The sequence below is a fragment of the Shewanella baltica genome (assembly GCF_900456975.1).
In the GTDB taxonomy this organism is placed as follows: Bacteria; Pseudomonadota; Gammaproteobacteria; order Enterobacterales; family Shewanellaceae; genus Shewanella; species Shewanella baltica.
The window spans coordinates 2,590,955-2,607,929 of record NZ_UGYM01000002.1; the positions used below are offsets into that span (position 1 = coordinate 2,590,955).

General features: G+C 46.1%; 13 protein-coding genes. 7 read left to right on the plus strand and 6 right to left on the minus strand.

What is annotated here, in order from left to right; genetic code table 11:
• Positions 1–21 precede the first annotated feature (21 nt).
• The 6 genes from ppk1 (at position 22) to atcC (ending at position 6,693) form a co-directional block, all read left to right on the plus strand.
• The gene (ppk1, locus tag DYH48_RS11640; protein ID WP_006081332.1) at positions 22–2,193 is read left to right on the plus strand and encodes a polyphosphate kinase 1; all 2,172 of its coding nucleotides are present in this window, start codon (positions 22–24) and stop codon (positions 2,191–2,193) included.
• Positions 2,194–2,234: 41 nt separating this feature from the next.
• Positions 2,235–3,797: an exopolyphosphatase gene (gene ppx / locus DYH48_RS11645; RefSeq protein WP_012196942.1), complete on the plus strand. Its 1,563-nt coding sequence runs from the start codon at positions 2,235–2,237 to the stop codon at positions 3,795–3,797.
• Between the two features lie 394 nt (positions 3,798–4,191).
• Positions 4,192–4,476, plus strand: coding sequence for a cold adaptation protein ActJcold adaptation protein ActJ (gene atcJ / locus DYH48_RS11650; RefSeq protein ID WP_006081330.1), 285 nt, complete (start codon positions 4,192–4,194; stop codon positions 4,474–4,476).
• Positions 4,477–4,499: 23 nt separating this feature from the next.
• Positions 4,500–5,027: a cold adaptation protein AtcA gene (gene atcA, locus DYH48_RS11655; protein WP_115015148.1), complete on the plus strand. Its 528-nt coding sequence runs from the start codon at positions 4,500–4,502 to the stop codon at positions 5,025–5,027.
• The gene (gene atcB / locus DYH48_RS11660) at positions 5,027–5,785 is read left to right on the plus strand and encodes a cold adaptation protein AtcB (RefSeq protein ID WP_006086363.1); all 759 of its coding nucleotides are present in this window, start codon (positions 5,027–5,029) and stop codon (positions 5,783–5,785) included. The genes atcA and atcB overlap by 1 nt, the downstream gene beginning before the upstream one ends.
• Positions 5,786–5,796: 11 nt before the next feature.
• The gene (gene atcC / locus DYH48_RS11665; RefSeq protein ID WP_115334862.1) at positions 5,797–6,693 is read left to right on the plus strand and encodes a cold adaptation protein AtcC; all 897 of its coding nucleotides are present in this window, start codon (positions 5,797–5,799) and stop codon (positions 6,691–6,693) included.
• 854 nt (positions 6,694–7,547) lie between these two features.
• Here atcC and DYH48_RS11675 read toward each other — a convergent pair.
• The 5 genes from DYH48_RS11675 to DYH48_RS11695 form a co-directional block, all read right to left on the minus strand.
• Positions 7,548–8,615, minus strand: a complete 1,068-nt coding sequence (locus DYH48_RS11675; RefSeq protein ID WP_115334864.1) for a GTP pyrophosphokinase — start codon at positions 8,613–8,615, stop codon at positions 7,548–7,550.
• A gap of 777 nt (positions 8,616–9,392) precedes the next feature.
• Positions 9,393–12,227, minus strand: a complete 2,835-nt coding sequence (locus DYH48_RS11680; RefSeq protein WP_115334865.1) for an ExeM/NucH family extracellular endonuclease — start codon at positions 12,225–12,227, stop codon at positions 9,393–9,395.
• 314 nt (positions 12,228–12,541) lie between these two features.
• Positions 12,542–13,057: a GDYXXLXY domain-containing protein gene (locus DYH48_RS11685; RefSeq protein WP_012587847.1), complete on the minus strand. Its 516-nt coding sequence runs from the start codon at positions 13,055–13,057 to the stop codon at positions 12,542–12,544.
• Positions 13,057–14,256 carry a DUF4401 domain-containing protein gene (locus tag DYH48_RS11690; protein WP_115334866.1) on the minus strand — a complete coding sequence of 400 codons (1,200 nt, stop codon included), beginning with the start codon at positions 14,254–14,256 and terminating at the stop codon, positions 13,057–13,059. The genes DYH48_RS11685 and DYH48_RS11690 overlap by 1 nt, the downstream gene beginning before the upstream one ends.
• Positions 14,243–15,421, minus strand: a complete 1,179-nt coding sequence (locus DYH48_RS11695) for a DUF2157 domain-containing protein (RefSeq protein WP_115334867.1) — start codon at positions 15,419–15,421, stop codon at positions 14,243–14,245. The genes DYH48_RS11690 and DYH48_RS11695 overlap by 14 nt, the downstream gene beginning before the upstream one ends.
• Positions 15,422–15,558: 137 nt before the next feature.
• On the opposite strand from DYH48_RS11695, the gene DYH48_RS11700 reads away from it, so the two are divergent.
• Positions 15,559–16,404: a substrate-binding periplasmic protein gene (locus DYH48_RS11700; protein ID WP_012587850.1), complete on the plus strand. Its 846-nt coding sequence runs from the start codon at positions 15,559–15,561 to the stop codon at positions 16,402–16,404.
• Between the two features lie 114 nt (positions 16,405–16,518).
• Here DYH48_RS11700 and DYH48_RS11705 read toward each other — a convergent pair whose 3' ends face one another.
• Entirely contained in the window at positions 16,519–16,914 is a 396-nt protein-coding gene (locus tag DYH48_RS11705) for a hypothetical protein (protein ID WP_115334868.1), read from the minus strand.
• Positions 16,915–16,975 lie beyond the last annotated feature (61 nt).

Genomic DNA, 16,975 nt, shown 5'->3' on the forward strand with positions numbered 1-16,975 from the left:
CTTGCTTAAAGGAGCTGTGCAGTGTCCCCGAATACCGATAAACTTTCGATTGATAAAGAACTCTCTTGGTTGTCTTTTAATGAGCGGGTATTGCAAGAAGCCTGCGATCCCAATGTTCCTTTAGTGGAGCGAGTGCGCTTTTTAGGGATATTTTCCAATAACATGGATGAGTTTTTTAGAGTACGCGTGGCTGCGGTCAGGCGCTCGATTCTGCTGTCATCCCTGCAGGAAGGTCGCAGCAACAGTCGCCATTTAATGGCAAAAATCCAATCGAAAGTGATGGCATTGCAAGAAAGGTTCGACGGCATATACACGGATTTAATGCGCGAGCTAGTGCGTCGTAATATTTTGTTAATCAATGAGAAACAATTAAGCGAGTTCCACAGCGACTGGCTGAAAAAGCATTTTCGTGATCAATTTAAACGCCATATCGCCCCGCTTATCGTCAATAACAATCGCGATTTGATCAAACAAATCAACGATGACGCCACCTATTTATGCGTGTGTTTGTTCACTAAGGCTCGCCGTCAATACGCCTTAGTCGAAGTGCCCACTAAAAACGTACCGCGGTTTATCGAACTGCCCGCTGAAAAGAGTAAAGCGAAAAAGTATCTGATTTTATTAGATAACATTATTCGCCACTGCGTGGATGAGCTGTTTGGCCCCTTCTTCGAGTACGATGCCATCGAAGTGTATTCGATGAAACTAACCCGCGATGCCGATTTTGATATCACCGACGAGCTAGAGCAAACTCAGCTCGAAAAAATGACTAAGGGCCTCAAAAAACGTCTGACCGCCGAGCCAGTTCGCTTAGTGTATGACAAAGAAATGCCCGAACACATGTTGGTGATGCTCAAAGAAAATCTGAACATCAGCTCGACCGAATGTTTGATCCCAGGCGGGCGCTACCACAGCTTTAAAGACTTTATCGCCTTCCCCAACCCGAGCCGCGACTACCTCGAAAACGAAAAACTGCCGGCGCTCAATAGTGCGGGTTTTGGTCGCAGTGCCAACAGTTTCGATGCCATTCGGATGGGCGATATCATGCTCAATTATCCGTACCATAAGTTTTCCCACTTTACCGAAATGGTGCGCCAAGCGGCCTACGATCCGGCGGTGCGCTTTATTCGAATAAACTTATACCGAGTGGCGAAAAAATCCCATGTGATGCAATCGCTTATCGATGCAGTGAAAAACGGCAAACAAGTCACCGCTGTAATTGAACTGCGGGCCAGATTCGATGAGCAATCCAACATCGAATGGACCCGCATCTTAGCCGAAGCGGGCGTCAAAGTTCACCACGGTATCACCAGTTTAAAAGTGCATTCCAAGTTGTGCTTAATTGGCCGTGAGGAACAAGGGGAAATCAAACTCTATTGTCACGTTGGCTCAGGCAACTTTAACGAAGGCACGGCGCGGGTTTACACCGACTTGTCACTGTTCACCGCCAATCAAGAGATTGCCCGTGAAGTGGAGCAAGTATTTGACTTAATTGAGCATCCGTATCGCCGCGATAACTTCCAGCATTTAATCGTGTCGCCCTACGATGCCAGACAAAAACTGAGTCACTTAATTGATAATGAAATCGTCAATGCCCAAAGCCATATGAAGGCGGCGATTACCTTAAAACTAAATAACTTACTCGATGAATCCTTGGTCCAAAAACTCTATGAGGCTTCAGCCGCTGGGGTCAAAATTAAGTTACTCATTCGCGGTATGTGCTCGCTTATTCCGCAAATTCCCGGGATCAGCGACAACATCGAAGTCTACAGTATCGTTGACCGGTTCCTCGAACACTCACGGGTGATGCTGTTCCACGCGGGCGGCGAGAACAAACTTTTTATCTGCTCCGCCGATTGGATGAGCCGCAACATAGATAACCGCGTTGAAGTGAGTGTGCCGATTTATGATCTGCGCCTAAAACAAATGATAATGGATATTTTATCCTTACAATTCAATGACAACACTAAAGCGCGGGTCATCAACAAAGAACAAAGTAACCCCTATCGAAATCGGGGTAACAAACGAAAAGTGCGTTCTCAAATTGCCATTTATCAATATCTGATTAATTATGAGAAGCGCCAACTGCAAGAATTTAATGCCTTACGTATGTCCGCCCATGAGGGTGATGCTGAGCGAGAGAGCAACGCTGAGCCAGACATAACGCCCGAGTTACAGGCCAAAGCCAGCTAGCGCTGGCTTTATATCGCTTTGATTGCCTAAGGATAATCCGATTGGTAGCCACACATTCGCACACACAGCAACACACATTACTAAAGTCGCAGGCACCACAAACCAATGCGCCCGCAAATGCTAAATCGCGCCACTTTGTTGCCATCGATATGGGATCGAACAGTTTTCATCTGGTCATCGCCCGTGAGCAAGATGGCAGCTTGCAGATTTTACACAAAGAAAAACAACAGGTTCAGCTCGCCACTGGGCTCAATGCGCAGAATATTCTCGACAATGACGCCATAGAACGTGGCCTCAATTGTCTGCGGGATTTTAATCAAAGATTTTCCAATCTCGACCAAGCGCAAGTGCGATTAGTGGCCACCCACACCCTCAGAATCGCCAAAAACCGCGATCAATTTATCGAGGCCGCGCTCGCCATCATGCCCTATCCGGTGGAAGTGATTTCAGGCCATGAAGAAGCGCGTTTGATTTATAACGGCATTGCCCAAAGCCAAGTGCTTGGAAAAAGTAATTTAGTCATCGACATTGGTGGTGGCTCGACCGAAGTCGTGATCGGTAAAAAGAATACCCCAACCCAGTTATCTAGCCTGCGCTGCGGTTGCGTGAGTTTTAACGAGCGTTTCTTTATCGATGGACTCATCACCCCTGCCTCATTTCGTGATGCTCAAAGCGCGGCCGACAAACAGTTCGCCTCGCTCTCCAAGGAATATTTCGCGGGCGGCTGGGAGCTGACGTTAGGCAGCTCAGGCACAGTGAAAGCCATCTGCGAAGCGATTCAAGAAGAACACGGCGATGAAACTATCACGCTGCCACGACTAAAACAGCTCAAAATCAAGTTGATCAAATGTGGCCATATTAGCCAAATTCAATTTGCCAATGTCGATGATAAACGCATTCCTTTAGTGCCCGCCGGACTTGCCATTTTAATCAGCTTTTTTAGGCGCTTACCGATACAAAAGCTCGAGTTTAGCCCAGGAGCACTGCGTGAAGGCGTACTCTATGAACTGGCAAAGATTGGTCAGTATCAGGATATTCGCCACCGCACCGTCGACAGTATTGCCCAGCTTTATCATATCGATATGGCCCACGCCGCTAAGGTACGCGACACCGCCATGGCCTTGTTTGAACAGGTCGCCGATGAATGGCAATTAAGGCCCCATGCACGCTTGCTCGCCTATGGCGCAACCTTACATGAGATTGGGCTACACATTAATTCAAAGTCCCTGCACAAACACGGTGGTTATATCATCAGCAACAGTGACTTACCCGGGTTTAGTGAAGCCTTGCAGCTGGATTTAGCACGGCTTATCACCAACCACAGAAAAAAGCCCAACGAATTAATGCTCGCCGAACTTGAGCCCAACCATAAGCTCACACTGAATCGCCTGCTGTGCCTGCTGAGACTTGCGGTCTTACTCAATCTTGGCCGTATCGCTAAGACGCTGACCTTAGATCATATTAAAGTGATCCCCGATGGGCTCATGTTAGTGCTACCGAGCCATAAGCGAAAAATCAGCCTGTTTATGAAGGATTTACAGCGGGAACAGAAGCAAATGCTCACGCTTGGGATGAACCTGCGGTTAGTGTCTAGTTTGACTTAGCTGTTACGGCGTTAACTCTGCCGAACGTGGCTGAGGCGAGTGTGAGTTAGCTCTGTGTGAATGATTTTAGCGAAGGATTCGGTGCTAAAATATTGCCCAGAATCGAGGGCAATTATCTCGCCTAAAAACAAGGTTAAGTTAGCTGTCAATCTGGCTTGGTAACGGGATTTCAACAGCATAGCGGTTGACTTAATCCATGCGCCACAACAGATTAAAGTTTAAAGGATTTTTAACCCTTCACTAAAGCACAAATTCCTGCTCGCGCGTTTGCCGCTGAGTGGGGATTTCTGCTATCATCCACGGCTGACTAATCATAATTCCACGAATTTAAAGATAATCAGAGTCAAACCCTTTTTATCTCGCGATATCAGCCCCATCGCCTGCAGGTACAAGTATGATTAACCACTTTAGTGTGCTCGGTATAAAACCCAGTGCCAAAGAAGACGACATTAAAAAAGCCTATCGACGGCTGTCAAACAAATATCATCCCGACAAGTTGTTAGGCGCCTCGGAAGAGGAAAAGCAGCAAGCCGCCGTACAACTTGAACGCGTTAAAAATGCTTATGATGTGTTGTCCGATCCTAAGCGACGAAATGCGTTTATCAAAGATTTCAATAACGTCATAGTGACCGATCCAGCTAGCGCCATGCGCGAGCTGTGGGATCAATTTTATCCTTGAGCGTTTTCTAGAGTAAGTGCCAAATGGTCAAAAAACTGAATATCTCACGCATTAATGAGCTAAAAAATAATGCCTACGACAATATCGAGTCCTACGACGATCCCGATACACCTAAAGCGCTAGAGCAATTTACTAGCCAAATTAAAAAGGTGTTAGAAGCCGATCCTAAGATGCTCGATACTGTGCCTGAGTACCTGCCTGTCGCGCTTTACGGTCGAATTAAGTTTCCCGCCGAAGCCAAACTCAAGTGGGCACATTGGATAAACACGGCAACTCAACCCGAGTGGGATGAGTTTAAAGTCACGATTGGCTTTAACAATGCTGATTTACCCTTAGTGTTAGCCGTGCGTGGTTACTCGGAAACCTTACTGATTGAAAGCTGCGCCGTGCTGTATTTACTTGAAACTCAAGGTAAAGCAACGCCAGCAGCGAAGCATCACGACGATGAAGATGATGACAACGATTATGTTGGTACCTCAGATAACGACGACGATGATGAAGGCGAAGAGGAAGATGGCTACTACGATCACTACGATGATGAGGACCGCTAATGAACACTAGTCTCATTGAGATTACCGTCGCCGAAATTAAAGAGTTGGCGGACGTAGAGCCAAAACAAGCGAGCAAACGCTTTGAAATCATTGCAAATACCATGAGCGACGAGCAATTAGTCGAAGTCATCGAACACATGGATATCGTCACGCTGACCCAAATCAACAGTCACCATGATATCTCTTGCCCTTCGATCATGTCTGAACTCATGACTCCAGAACAAATTCGCGACATCGTCTGTCAGCAACCTTTGTACTGGGAAGAAAAAATCAAAAACAATGCCGAAGAACTTATTCAGCATACCTTTGATTTTTTGACCTATTTAATTCGCATCCAAGATAGCGAAGAAAAGCAAACTGCGATTCTAGAATGTATCGCCGAAGATCCAGCGGGCCTCTTCTATCTGTCGATCCCCTTCATCGAAATGATGTTAGGCGAAAAACATGAAGATGAAGACGGCTACACAGATCTCTATGATGACGAAGAAGACACTGAAACCATCGGCTACGACAGCCGCGTCGCCAGTGAAGATGCACACAGCCTCAGCATAGACGACCCACGCAGCCTAATGGCCTTGATCCACGAGCTCGCGCCCGATGTGGAAAAAGCCATTAAGAGTTTGCTGCGTAACGAAAGCTCAGGTTGGGAAATGATCATCAGCAAGTTTGTCAACGAGCTGGTTATTCAAGCCAAAGAGAAAAACCAAGTGACGGATGAATACGCTGAAGTCGATGATATGTTTAGCTTTTTGGATTAAGGAATTATTTGATGCAACTGGTACTGCGTGATGTAGATCAAGGACCCTACCTGAGCAAGGTATTGCTCCAAGGCCAAGCAGACGAAACGCTGAGCGGTGAACAGCTGTCACAAATCAAATCCAAAGCCATTTTGATGAGCCTCAAACTGGCCGATAAGTTTTACAACAAGTACAAAATGCACCTGCTCGAACAAGCGGCGCACGATGTCATTGGTGTGGTGAGCCTTGGTTTGATGGAATTGTCAAACCAAAACCCGCAGCAGGCGATACGCCTGTTGATCACCGCCGATGGCGTAGTCAAATGCTTTCAAAAAGGCTGGAGCATGCTCAGCACTGTCAGCAAGCATAAACTCGTCAACGGCAAGTCACTGTACGGCGATGTCGACAAGTTCTTGCTCGAACAAGTGTCCAGCCCACCCGATGCAGAAGAGTGGCTAGGTTATGAAGCCTATCAAGATGCCCTGCTTGAGCATCAGCGCCAACAGTCGATTGCGGCGCTATTGGCACAGTTTTATGCCCAATCGAGCTATGATCCGCTCGACTTTCTCAATCTAGAGAGTGTATTAGCCGAAGCGGTACTGTATCGATTGTTGTTTGATGGCGCCAAAGTCAGACAGGATTTGAAAAAGCGTATCGGCAAAATCACCTTAAAAGAGGAATGGTTTACCCGTGAGCATATTGAATTGGAAACTCAGAAAGCATTAGCAGAATTGCCCGCAGAACTCGCTGAGACCATCAGTAAAGATCTCGGCAAAAACTTTGCCCCCGCCCTACTGCGTACCCTGCACTTTGCGAAAAGCTACCGCGAACTATTACTCAGCGACGCTTCACCCGAACGCTTAGAAAGGTTCGAACACAAGGAAGGTCTCGTCGGCCTCCTTGGCTGGCCACTCTACATAGTACTTTGATCGGTACTTTGAGCGCTACTTTAATCAGTGCTGTGATCAGTAGGTTAACGAGTGCTCAAGCCGCTTTAAAATGAGTGCTTTATTGAAAAATAAAGCACTTTTTTATTGTCTGTTATCTCTTGCCCAATTCAACCTTCAGCATCTCATTCTCAGTTTTGAGTGGTTTTAGCGTAGAGCTTGATAACGCTTTGGGAACAGATACGTGTTGGAAAGTAGTGTTTGGGGAGCAGTAATTTCAGTTGTTAGCAGTTTAGCGTTTACGGATATCCACTCGCACAGGCTTGCCATGTCATTCACTCATCGACACTGTGAATAGAAACCTAGGGTTTCTGAGCTTATAAACGAGATCCATGGACGGCGAAGGATGTTGTTCAAGTCCTTCCTTTGGATGCTCCGACCGCCCCGTCCATGGGACGGTCGTCTCGACAATCATCATGGCTCACCTTTCGTGCATTCGCGTAATCTGTAGATTTAAAAGACATACGCAACATACTTTGGGACAGAAATGTGTTGAAAAGTAGTGTTTTGGGATCAGTAATTTCAGTTGTTAGCAGTTTAGCGTTTACGGGTATCCACTCGCACAGGCTTGCCATGGCATTCGCTCGTCGACTCGCAGCCAGTCCATCCTTGGATGCTCGACCGCCCCGTCCATGGGGCGGACGGTCGTCTCGCTAATCACCATGGCTCACCTTTCTAGCATTGGCGTAATCTGTAGATTTAAAAGCGTTACGCAGCACGCTTTTGGACAAAAATGAGTTAGGTTATTAACTCTAACTCGTCATTTTCGGATGAAAATTTCTATGGGCTAACGCCTCAAGAAGGGGCCGTTTACGGCGTCCCACTTGCTTGATTTGTTAGGCTTTTTCATTCTCAAACCTTGGATTAATTTTTCTTGCTGGCCTAGTAGCTCGTTCTGGCTTTCCAAATCCCCACCTGCCATTTAATTCGGTATCGGTAAATATATCTAAGTAGTTACCTATTAATAATAAAGTAACCACTCCGTTTAAGTCTGTACTTCCTTTCGTCGGCAAAGATCCATATGAATTTAGATAAAATTCTTTGAGATAATCTTCGCCCCAGCCCCGCGAACCTGAGAGCAATGAGTCTAGTGACTCAATATCAGTAATCCCAGCTTCGCGAGCCATTTCTAGGTCGCGGGATATTAAGCCTGGTGCCGATATGTCTTGACCAAATGATTTAATGACATCCGCCCAATAAGCAACCTCTTCCGATGAAGTTAGATAAGCCCGTATTGATTCAGAGTTTAATTCAATAGGTGCAGATCTGTTTTGCGAAATCTGCTCTTGATAGCTTTCAAACAAGGAATTTGCATCCCTCGATACAGAGTTAAGTTCTTGGTCTGCAAGCTCAAATAAAGCGCTTATCCTAAAGAGCCTTCGACGCAGATCATGAGGTATATCGCAGGCAGTTTTGTAATCAAGTGAATGCTGGACAGCCGCCCAAGCATGTTGAACAATCGTCCTGACCTGAATCTCTGATGGCAGTTCCGAAACTGAACGCCATTCCAATAGTTCAGCTCTTGGAGAAGATACTTTTACAACGTAATGTTCCGATAAATATCCAAACCTATCTGGATCTAACTGGCTCAGTTTACTAACTGAATTTGCGTCATCTATAGATAATTCGCTTTTAATTATACTTTCAACCCTAGAAACTTCGTCCAATGTTCGAACTATAATTCTAATCCCAACAATATCTGTCATTTGGGAAAGCGGGTCTTCATAGCCTTTTCGTCCAATTTTCCCCTCGAAGCTCGACAACTCTTTAACTCTACTTTCCAACGTTGCCTGAATTCCATTTACATACAAAAGCTCTTTCAATAAGTTGACAAGCTTCTCACATAATTGGATATATCGTGGACGAGTCTCTTCGTATTTCTTTTTCCAGTCATCTACAGTCAATCGTCTCTCCTTAAATCTTCGCGTGTGTAGCCTAACGTTTTATTCGTGCGCATGCGCGTTTATCAAGTTAGACCAGTAAAAACGCGCACAGTTGACTATCTGTATGTAAAGAAGTTATCAGCTTTTTTACAAATACACCATCCGGAAAAACGCGCACGGATGTTGCTCTCAAAACCCTCAAAAACTAGCGTAATACGATATAACTGTATATCTAACCAGGATTGAGCTGTTCATAGAGAAGGACTAAAGTGGAGGGCTAATAGATGAGATTTTGTAGGGTAACTCTTTCGTAAAGTCCAGAACGAACAAACGTGTGCTAACAAGCTTTGGGGCAATATCTTTTTAGCTAAACGAACAGCAGAAGTGTTAGTTAAGATTGGCATTGTTGCAACTGTGACCGTTGGCGGCATGGATGCCGTCGTCGAGCCCTCAGGGACGAGTTTATGGCGAGTCACAGGGGAAACAATGACAATGAATACAGCACAGCTGACGACAAAATTATCTTGCTTTGGGCATTAGCTTTTTAGCTAAACAAACAGCAAAAGGGTTAGTTAAAATTGGCATTGTTCCACCAGTGATCTTCTAAAACATGGATATTTTATTAGAGCCCTCAGTGATACTTCTTGTTAAATAAAGAGGTGGTGAGTCACTGGGGAAACAATGAAAATTGATGCGTCACAACAACTGACGACAACTTTATCTTGCTTTTGGGTAAAAAGAAAAGCCCGCGGCTGCGGGCTTGGCGTCACTTAAAATCAACGGAATATAAAGACTGACTTAACGATACGTCAGCGTCGTAGTATCCGTTAGCTTATCGTTATCTTTAACGGTCAGTTCAACAGTGTGTTGTCCACGGCGGGCAAGGCGTAATACCACTTGACCGTTAGCGCGGGTGCCATTGTCGAACGTCCACTTATGTTGCTTGATCACGCCATCGGTATCAAAGCTAGTCGAGATAAACATATCGACGAACAATAGATTGATACGCTGAATTTGCGCAACAGGCGGTTGTTTAACCTCTCCAACAACCACAGACACAGTTTGCGACGTGCTATGGGTTAGGCCGTCGTTATCAGTCACAGTTAGCGTGACCAGATACTCGCCGCTTTGGCTGTAACTGTGAGTCACTACCTCACCCACTGCCACTGTGTTATCACCAAAGCTCCACTCGGCAGACACGATTTGTCCATCGCTGTCGGTTGAAGTGGATGTCAGTTGCACCGCAGCACCATTCACCACTTGAGTGAAACTGGCCACTGGCGCGACTTTTTCCGCTTCGAGCAAGAGTGAAATCACCACAGGATCGTGATCCGATGAGCGATACGCATCAGTAGCGAATAAGTCTTGGATTTGAGCAGGCGTCTTAAACTCTTCGTTGTAATCCAATACACGTGGTTCGTCGGTATTGATATGCCACTCAGTCACATCCACCACTTTATCTAACAAGGCAGCGTTTGCTAAAGCATGATCCAACTGACCCGATTCAGCCGAGAATACATAGGAATAAGGGTTCGGTTTTTCAAGTTTGGCAAACAGCTCACTAAAGCCTGCATTACCTAAGGCCGTTAATGGATCTTCCTTCGCATAGGCGTTCAAATCACCAATCAACAATACACCTTGATCTGGATATTGCTCGCTAATCCATTGACCTGCAGCAGTCGCCGCACGGGTACGAGTGATATTACAGTTGCCTTGACCATCATTGAGATCAGGATCGCCCGCACATTCACTGCCCTTAGATTTAAGGTGATTAACCGCAACAACCACGCCCTCTTCACTGCCGTTCACGCTAAAGGCTTGCGTTAGCATTGGACGGTTTTTGCTATCGTCAAACAAAGGCTTTTGGTCATCATCCAATGGCGAATTGGCACTGGATAGAATACGTGCAGCACCCTGCGGCGTGACTTTATCGCTACGATAAATCAAGCCAACTGTGATGGCATCGGAGCCAATTGCACTCATGCCTGTTGGCGCGATATAAGCGTAACGCGCTTCACCCACAGCGGCATTCAAACCTGCGACTAAATCAGCAATGGCCGAATTTGCACCAAAGCCATCGTTCTCGATTTCCATCAAACCAAATACGTCGGCACTAATGCCCATCATGGCGCTGATAATCTTCGCCTTTTGACGCTCAAATTCGCTCAACGTATTGGCACCACGCGCAGTTGGGAAACCGGCACCTTGACCATCACCGTTGAAGTAGTTGAGTACGTTAAAGCTAGCGACTTTTAGATTACCGCCATCATTCAATGTGGGGGCGACAGGACGTGGGTTTTCCGCTACAAAGTTCACCGTCTCGATTGGCATAATGCGATACAAATTAAAGCCATAGTGCATCACACCCGTAAGCGATGTGGCTTTATCGCCTACACGCACAGTGTTTGATGCGCTCAAACCAGGAGCGGGGAATTGCACAGGATCAGGATTCTGCGCCGTTAAACCATCATCCAATAAAATACTGTCACGTTGGTTAGCAGTGCTAACTGCCAGCGCATCCGCGCCCGGTGCCGCGACTTGCGTACCGATAAAGTGGCGCTGACTGCCTAATGAAATCTCGCCATAACGGCCGAGGTTGTAGACTTCGTTCACCACTAAATCTTGGCTGAAACGAACACGCATGCCCTCAAATGGCTCAAAATCATCACTGCTGTTAACCGGTAAGGTCACCACAGCCGCTGTTGGTAATGCTTGTGCAGTGGCACACAACTTATGATCTGATACAGTCGTTAGTTCAGTTAAGCCTTGATATTCAGTGACTTTGGCTTTTAAACGGATACGATCGCCCGCCACATACGCAGTAGGCGCAGTGCCAGTATACACAAACACCCCTTCAGAGGTTTGTGGATCGCTATCGGCTTCGTTATCAGCCATTTGTACAAAAATGCCCTTAAGACCGGCTTCTTGATTACTGACGACAACCGCTTCAACCACTAAGGTTTGACCATTAAGAGGACTGGCAGCGCCCGCGCCTTGAAGCGCATGAATTGCTGTGGCTTCTTCGCCGCACACTAAAGAACTCGGTGGAGGGTCGACGGGATCGGTTGGCGTGCCCGCGCTGAATTTACCGAGATCAGAAATATCATCCTTCGCAAAACCTAACCAAGTGCTAAAGCTGACAGCATCGTCACTGATGGGATCGGCAATCAGCTGATCAGGATTACGACGCAGGGTATTATCTTGAGTGGATAAATCACCACTGCCCCACTCGGCACCGGGATCGACACCAACTTGACCTAAACTATCAATCACTTGATTTTGATAAGTCAGTTCAATCGCATCGTCGCCGTTAAAGAAGCTGGCGCTACTCTGTTGATTGGTCACCGCAAGAATATCGGCAGACGCGTCGTTATCGGCAACCACATAAGTCGCACCCGCGGCTAATGAGCCAGTGAGCGCAATGGTCGTACCGACGTTGGTGCTGCCATTGAAATAGAAACGCAATTGGTATTGGCTTAAATCAATAACGCCCGCAGTTGGGTTATACAGTTCGATAGCTTTATTGTTGCTGCTGCCTTCGACGTATTCTGAAATGATCAAATTATCCGCGCCATGGGCAAGCCCACAAACGCTGCTGATGGCTAACGCCAGCACAGTTTTAGTGTTAAACATTGAGACCCCTAAATGTATTGTTTTAATATTTTGTATTGAATTGCGATTTAATTGATGTGCTTAGATGCTTCAAGATGATGTCACCTCGAACACTGACGATACTATAGGCGACCAAGGTTACAAATTAGTTGCGTCCAAGTTGCAACTTAAGGTTGATATTATTGGTGCGATTTAGCGATCAGAGCTAGGAAGAAAGCAGTACGGGGAATGCTGGCCGCCCATTAACAATGCGGCCAGAAATAATCAATGTGATGGGGATAAATCGCTCTTAACAGATATAAGCAGAGCCAATGGATAAAAGCCCTGACGCAGGGCTATAAGGGCTCAAGTTTTTCATCGAGTAAACTGACCAGCAGTAACTCACCTTGGGCGTTCACCCTAAACTCGCCGTATTTAGCCGCACTGAAATGATCGGCTTGCCCTTCTTCAAAGAAAAAGCTGTTCGATGCGAGCTTGATTTGATTACCACGAACACGAAATTGCACCCGCAGCTGATCTTTACCGAGAGCTTGGTCGGTATAAAAATCCATAAAACGCGCCACTTTTTGCTCATCTAGTGCCAGTAACAACTGACCCTGCATTTGTTGCGGCGCTAAGGCGCTACGCACATCGCGGGCAATGGCATATTCCAGCGCCATGTAATCCCCCTGCATTAACGAGCGCGGATCGACTGGCGCTAATGCAAAGCGCACGACTTGGCCGTGATTAAGCAATTGTTCGAATTTGAAAATGCGCCAATTCACGCCAGCGAGAATCGCAACAGTCGTAAAAAGTACTATGCCCAGCGCCCATTTATGTGAAGCCGCCAATTTTCCCATCACATTGCCCATCACATAGTCTCCTTGGCATTTTCATTGGCAGGAAATAACCGCCACACCAGCATCCTTGCCACCAGCAGCAGCGCGCCTAAACCCATCAAATAAGCAGATTTCAGCAGTAGTGTTGTTTCTAAGGAATAATAATATCCACTGACAAACAGCAGCGCCGACATAATTCCCATGCCTTTTAGCCAAGGCTCATTGCAATAATGGCCAAGCAAGATCAATAGGATAGCCGTCGATAATCCCTGCATGGGTAAAGATAAACCGCTAATAACCATTAAACCGAGAAAACAGCCTATCGCCGCCATTGAGCTAAGTGATTGTTGGCGTTTGCGAAATACAGTGACCAACAATAATCCGCAAATGACAAAAATAATCGACAGATGGCTTAGCGTGAACCACAGACTTTGTTGCCAAGGACTGAATAAGGCTTCAAAAATACTGTCCATGCTAAAGGCATGCATCAGTTGCAATGTAACTAACGCCAGTGCAAAGCCGTAGATAAGCATGCACGCTCGGCGGTAATGACGCCCGAACCGATTGATATTGAACAACACTAGGCTAATGATTAAGGCAAACAGACTTGGGCAGACATTGAGCCATTCGAATTTAGCCATGAGGCCAATCACGCACCAACTTAAGCCAAACGCGAACACAAACTGGGCTAATCCATGGGCAATTAAGCCCCACAACAGCAAGAGAATACCCGCCATACACAGATACCAGTTGAGGCTAAAATCATTGTCGATTAAATCATAGAATCCCCAAGCCACACTGATTAAACCACTCAAACAGGCGGCAAAAGCAAATTGCTCAATGAAGATCTGTTGCCGCGGCAAAAAGTACAGCCCAATGCCCACGGCTAAATAGGTTAAGCCGATAAATAAGGCGACGCCCTCACCTACCCGCTCAAAAATAGCACCAAATGCCGCCATCATAAAACCCAATAGAAACAAAGCGGCTATCCAAGCAGCGAAGGCCTGCATAGCGGCAATATACCAAGGAATATCCTGGTTTTCTGGCATTTGGGGCGTATTGACTTTGCCCTCGGCATACAAGGATTGCCACAGGGTTATCAGACTGGATTCACCCGATGCATCAATTGAAGCGGCATCCTCTTTTGAAGGAGACTTTAAAGCAGTCGCTACTGAACCCGTTAAAGGATTGGTCACCATGTCGCCATCCGGTAAGCCATTATTGTTGCTCATGAATGTCTCCCAATTTCCCTTGGGTCGCTCTCGCTGCGGGATCAGGCTCTAATTCAGACATAGGTTCAGGTTCTAATTCTGACATAGACTGTGACAGTGATTTTAGCTTGCGACTCAGTTCCTTTAACCAAATACTCAAGCCTGTGCTCGCCAAAATGATGTAAAGCCCAATAAACAAAAAACCACCTATGGGATCATTGTCCTCAAACATCAGCCGAATCAGTAAAGCAGCGACCACGGCAATCAAGCTAAAACCGCCCAAGGCCAAGGGATAAATGCGCGGTAAGCGATAGCGAAAAATAACGAATCCCAACACTAGATGGGCAAGATAACCACAAACTATCCAAGTACTAAAGCCATCACCTTTAAGGAGATCATCGAAAATCAGCCAAGTGATTAACCAAGTAAAACAGCCCATCGCAAACAGTGAACACGCATATTCGAGGATTGGCGCATGCCAGCGCCCCGCGACGTTGCGGTCTAACAAGACAAAAGCGTAATAGATAGCTAAATTCAAACAGATAAAGATCAGCAGTTGGCCTTGTTCATCCAAGAAGGCTCCCCATAAATGGGAAAAGGAATCTAAAAATATCCCTATGCTTAGGTTAATAAGTCCCACCAGCAGCAGCCATAAACCATCGAATCCCGCCACCCAAGCGAAAGGCAAAATCACTAACGCCCACAGGGCGAATAACTGCCAAGGATCGGCGCCCGTTTGATAGGTTTGCCCAACCAGTGCTAATAAGCCGCCCACCAATACGCTCGCGGCTAATAACACACCATTGGCTGTCGTCCCACCAAATCTACTGTCGTTGCTTTGGTTAATGTGGTTACTATGACTGTGAGGAAGGGAATGGACTGCAGTAGAAAGGGAATTGGCACGATAATAGAGCCAAACAAATGCGGCGATGGCGAGCACTATCGCCACTTCAATCAGACCAAATTTGGCAAAACGCCCGAGGGATTGCCAATTGTAGGCAAAGAAAAAAATCACCCCAGAGGCAAAGCTCAAGGCGCCAAACCAGAGTAATAAGTTAGCGATTAAGCCACGCCAGCTCGACGCATCTGGCAACACTGTGACCTGCCGATAAAGCGTATTCGCTTGCTCTTGCGTAATATGTCCCTGTTCAACCCAGCCACACACTTGAGATTTTATCTGGCTCAATGTGAGTTCTCCCTCATCCTGTTTGCGCTAGCTTACTATGACCTATTCAAAATTCGCACAATATCGACAGCGTTGAGTAAATTAAATTGTGTATACTTGTAAAAAATCATTAACCTTTGGCATGATTAGGGGTGACCATGGTAATAAGACAGTTGTATCGTCTACTCTTTAGTTTCATTTTAGGGATTAGCGTATTTTCGGCCGCAATCGCCCAAGATAATAATCAGTCGCCCACAGCAACTAATACAATAGTACCCAATACAACAGCGCCCAACACAATACCGACCATTCATGTCGGTGGTTATCAATTTTCTCCCTATGTAAATCTACAACAGGACGGCCGCTACACAGGCCTCACCCTCGATATCATTAATGCATTGAATCAAATACAACAAGAAGTGTTTTTTGAATTTACCGTCACCAGTGTTGAACACAGATATAAAGCCTATGCCTTAGGTCGCTTCGACATGATGATATTTGAAAATCCCGCTTGGGGATGGCAGAAAATAGCGGATCAGTTTATTCCACTACACATGATAGATGGGGAAGTGTTTATTGCGCTTAAGGCCAAAGCCCATAATCAAAATTATTTCAAAAACTTAACCAATAAGTCAGTCGCATTCGTTAAGGGCTATCACTATCAGTTTGCCCACTTTGAAACCGATGCTGACAAGTTGGCAAAGCAATTTCGCCCCTTGTTCGTCAGTAACAACAGGGCCTCTATCGAAAGTATTCTGCGCGAACGGGCAGACATAGCGCCCGTCACTCATTCCTATTTGCAGTATTATTTAAAGGTGAATCCACAAGACAGGCATTTACTTTTAATCTCAGATAAATGGGACCAAGAGTACGATAACGGCATCTTACTTAGCCTCAGATCATCACTTGATGCTAAAAAGCTTTCACACTGGGTTCAGCTGCTCATCGACAATGGCAAACTGGCCGAACTCGCCGCCCAATACGGGATTAAGTCGAGCCAATAATTCGCTTTTCTTCAAACTGTTCACGCTTTAAGCGCCATAACTCTCCAGGAGTGATGATTTATCTAAGCGCGGCGATTATCCAAGCACTAAGACTATCCAAAAGCGATCAGCGATTTAGGCGACGGACAAGAGTGGTCCCAGCATAGCCAAAGTGCCGATCAACAAGAAAATTAAGGCTTGCACTATGATCATCTGGCCACTATTTGGCGGGCTCAAAGTGGCAATATAAAACTGCCAAATCGCGAAGATCCCGTAATTCATCCCAAGAAATAACAATAAGCTAAAGGCATACATGCCTGGGATCACCTTAAGTGCGCAGGCTAAAAGTACCGCAGTTGAGGCCACAAAAAACACTGACTGGCAGTGAAATAAACAGCACAACATTTGCTTGCTCTGCTGGGACACATTTGCCTTTAACAACGGCGCCAATAGAACACGTTTACCATAGATTAAATGGTATCCACAGACTCCAGCACTCAAGACAGTCGCTGCCATTAATGTTAAAACCATACTGCTCCTAGTTAGTGCTCATATTTGATGGTGTTTGAAAATCAATGCGTAAACAAAACGA

Bases quoted from the DNA above. Each gene is read 5' to 3' on its own strand.
- atcJ (WP_006081330.1), top strand. From the start codon at position 4,192: ATGATTAACCACTTTAGTGTGCTCGGTATAAAACCCAGTGCCAAAGAA.
- atcB (WP_006086363.1), top strand. From the start codon at position 5,027: ATGAACACTAGTCTCATTGAGATTACCGTCGCCGAAATTAAAGAGTTG.
- DYH48_RS11700 (WP_012587850.1), top strand. From the start codon at position 15,559: ATGGTAATAAGACAGTTGTATCGTCTACTCTTTAGTTTCATTTTAGGG.
- atcA (WP_115015148.1), top strand. From the start codon at position 4,500: ATGGTCAAAAAACTGAATATCTCACGCATTAATGAGCTAAAAAATAAT.
- DYH48_RS11705 (WP_115334868.1), bottom strand. From the start codon at position 16,914: ATGGTTTTAACATTAATGGCAGCGACTGTCTTGAGTGCTGGAGTCTGT.
- DYH48_RS11685 (WP_012587847.1), bottom strand. From the start codon at position 13,057: ATGGGCAATGTGATGGGAAAATTGGCGGCTTCACATAAATGGGCGCTG.
- DYH48_RS11690 (WP_115334866.1), bottom strand. From the start codon at position 14,256: ATGAGCAACAATAATGGCTTACCGGATGGCGACATGGTGACCAATCCT.
- DYH48_RS11680 (WP_115334865.1), bottom strand. From the start codon at position 12,227: ATGTTTAACACTAAAACTGTGCTGGCGTTAGCCATCAGCAGCGTTTGT.
- atcC (WP_115334862.1), top strand. From the start codon at position 5,797: ATGCAACTGGTACTGCGTGATGTAGATCAAGGACCCTACCTGAGCAAG.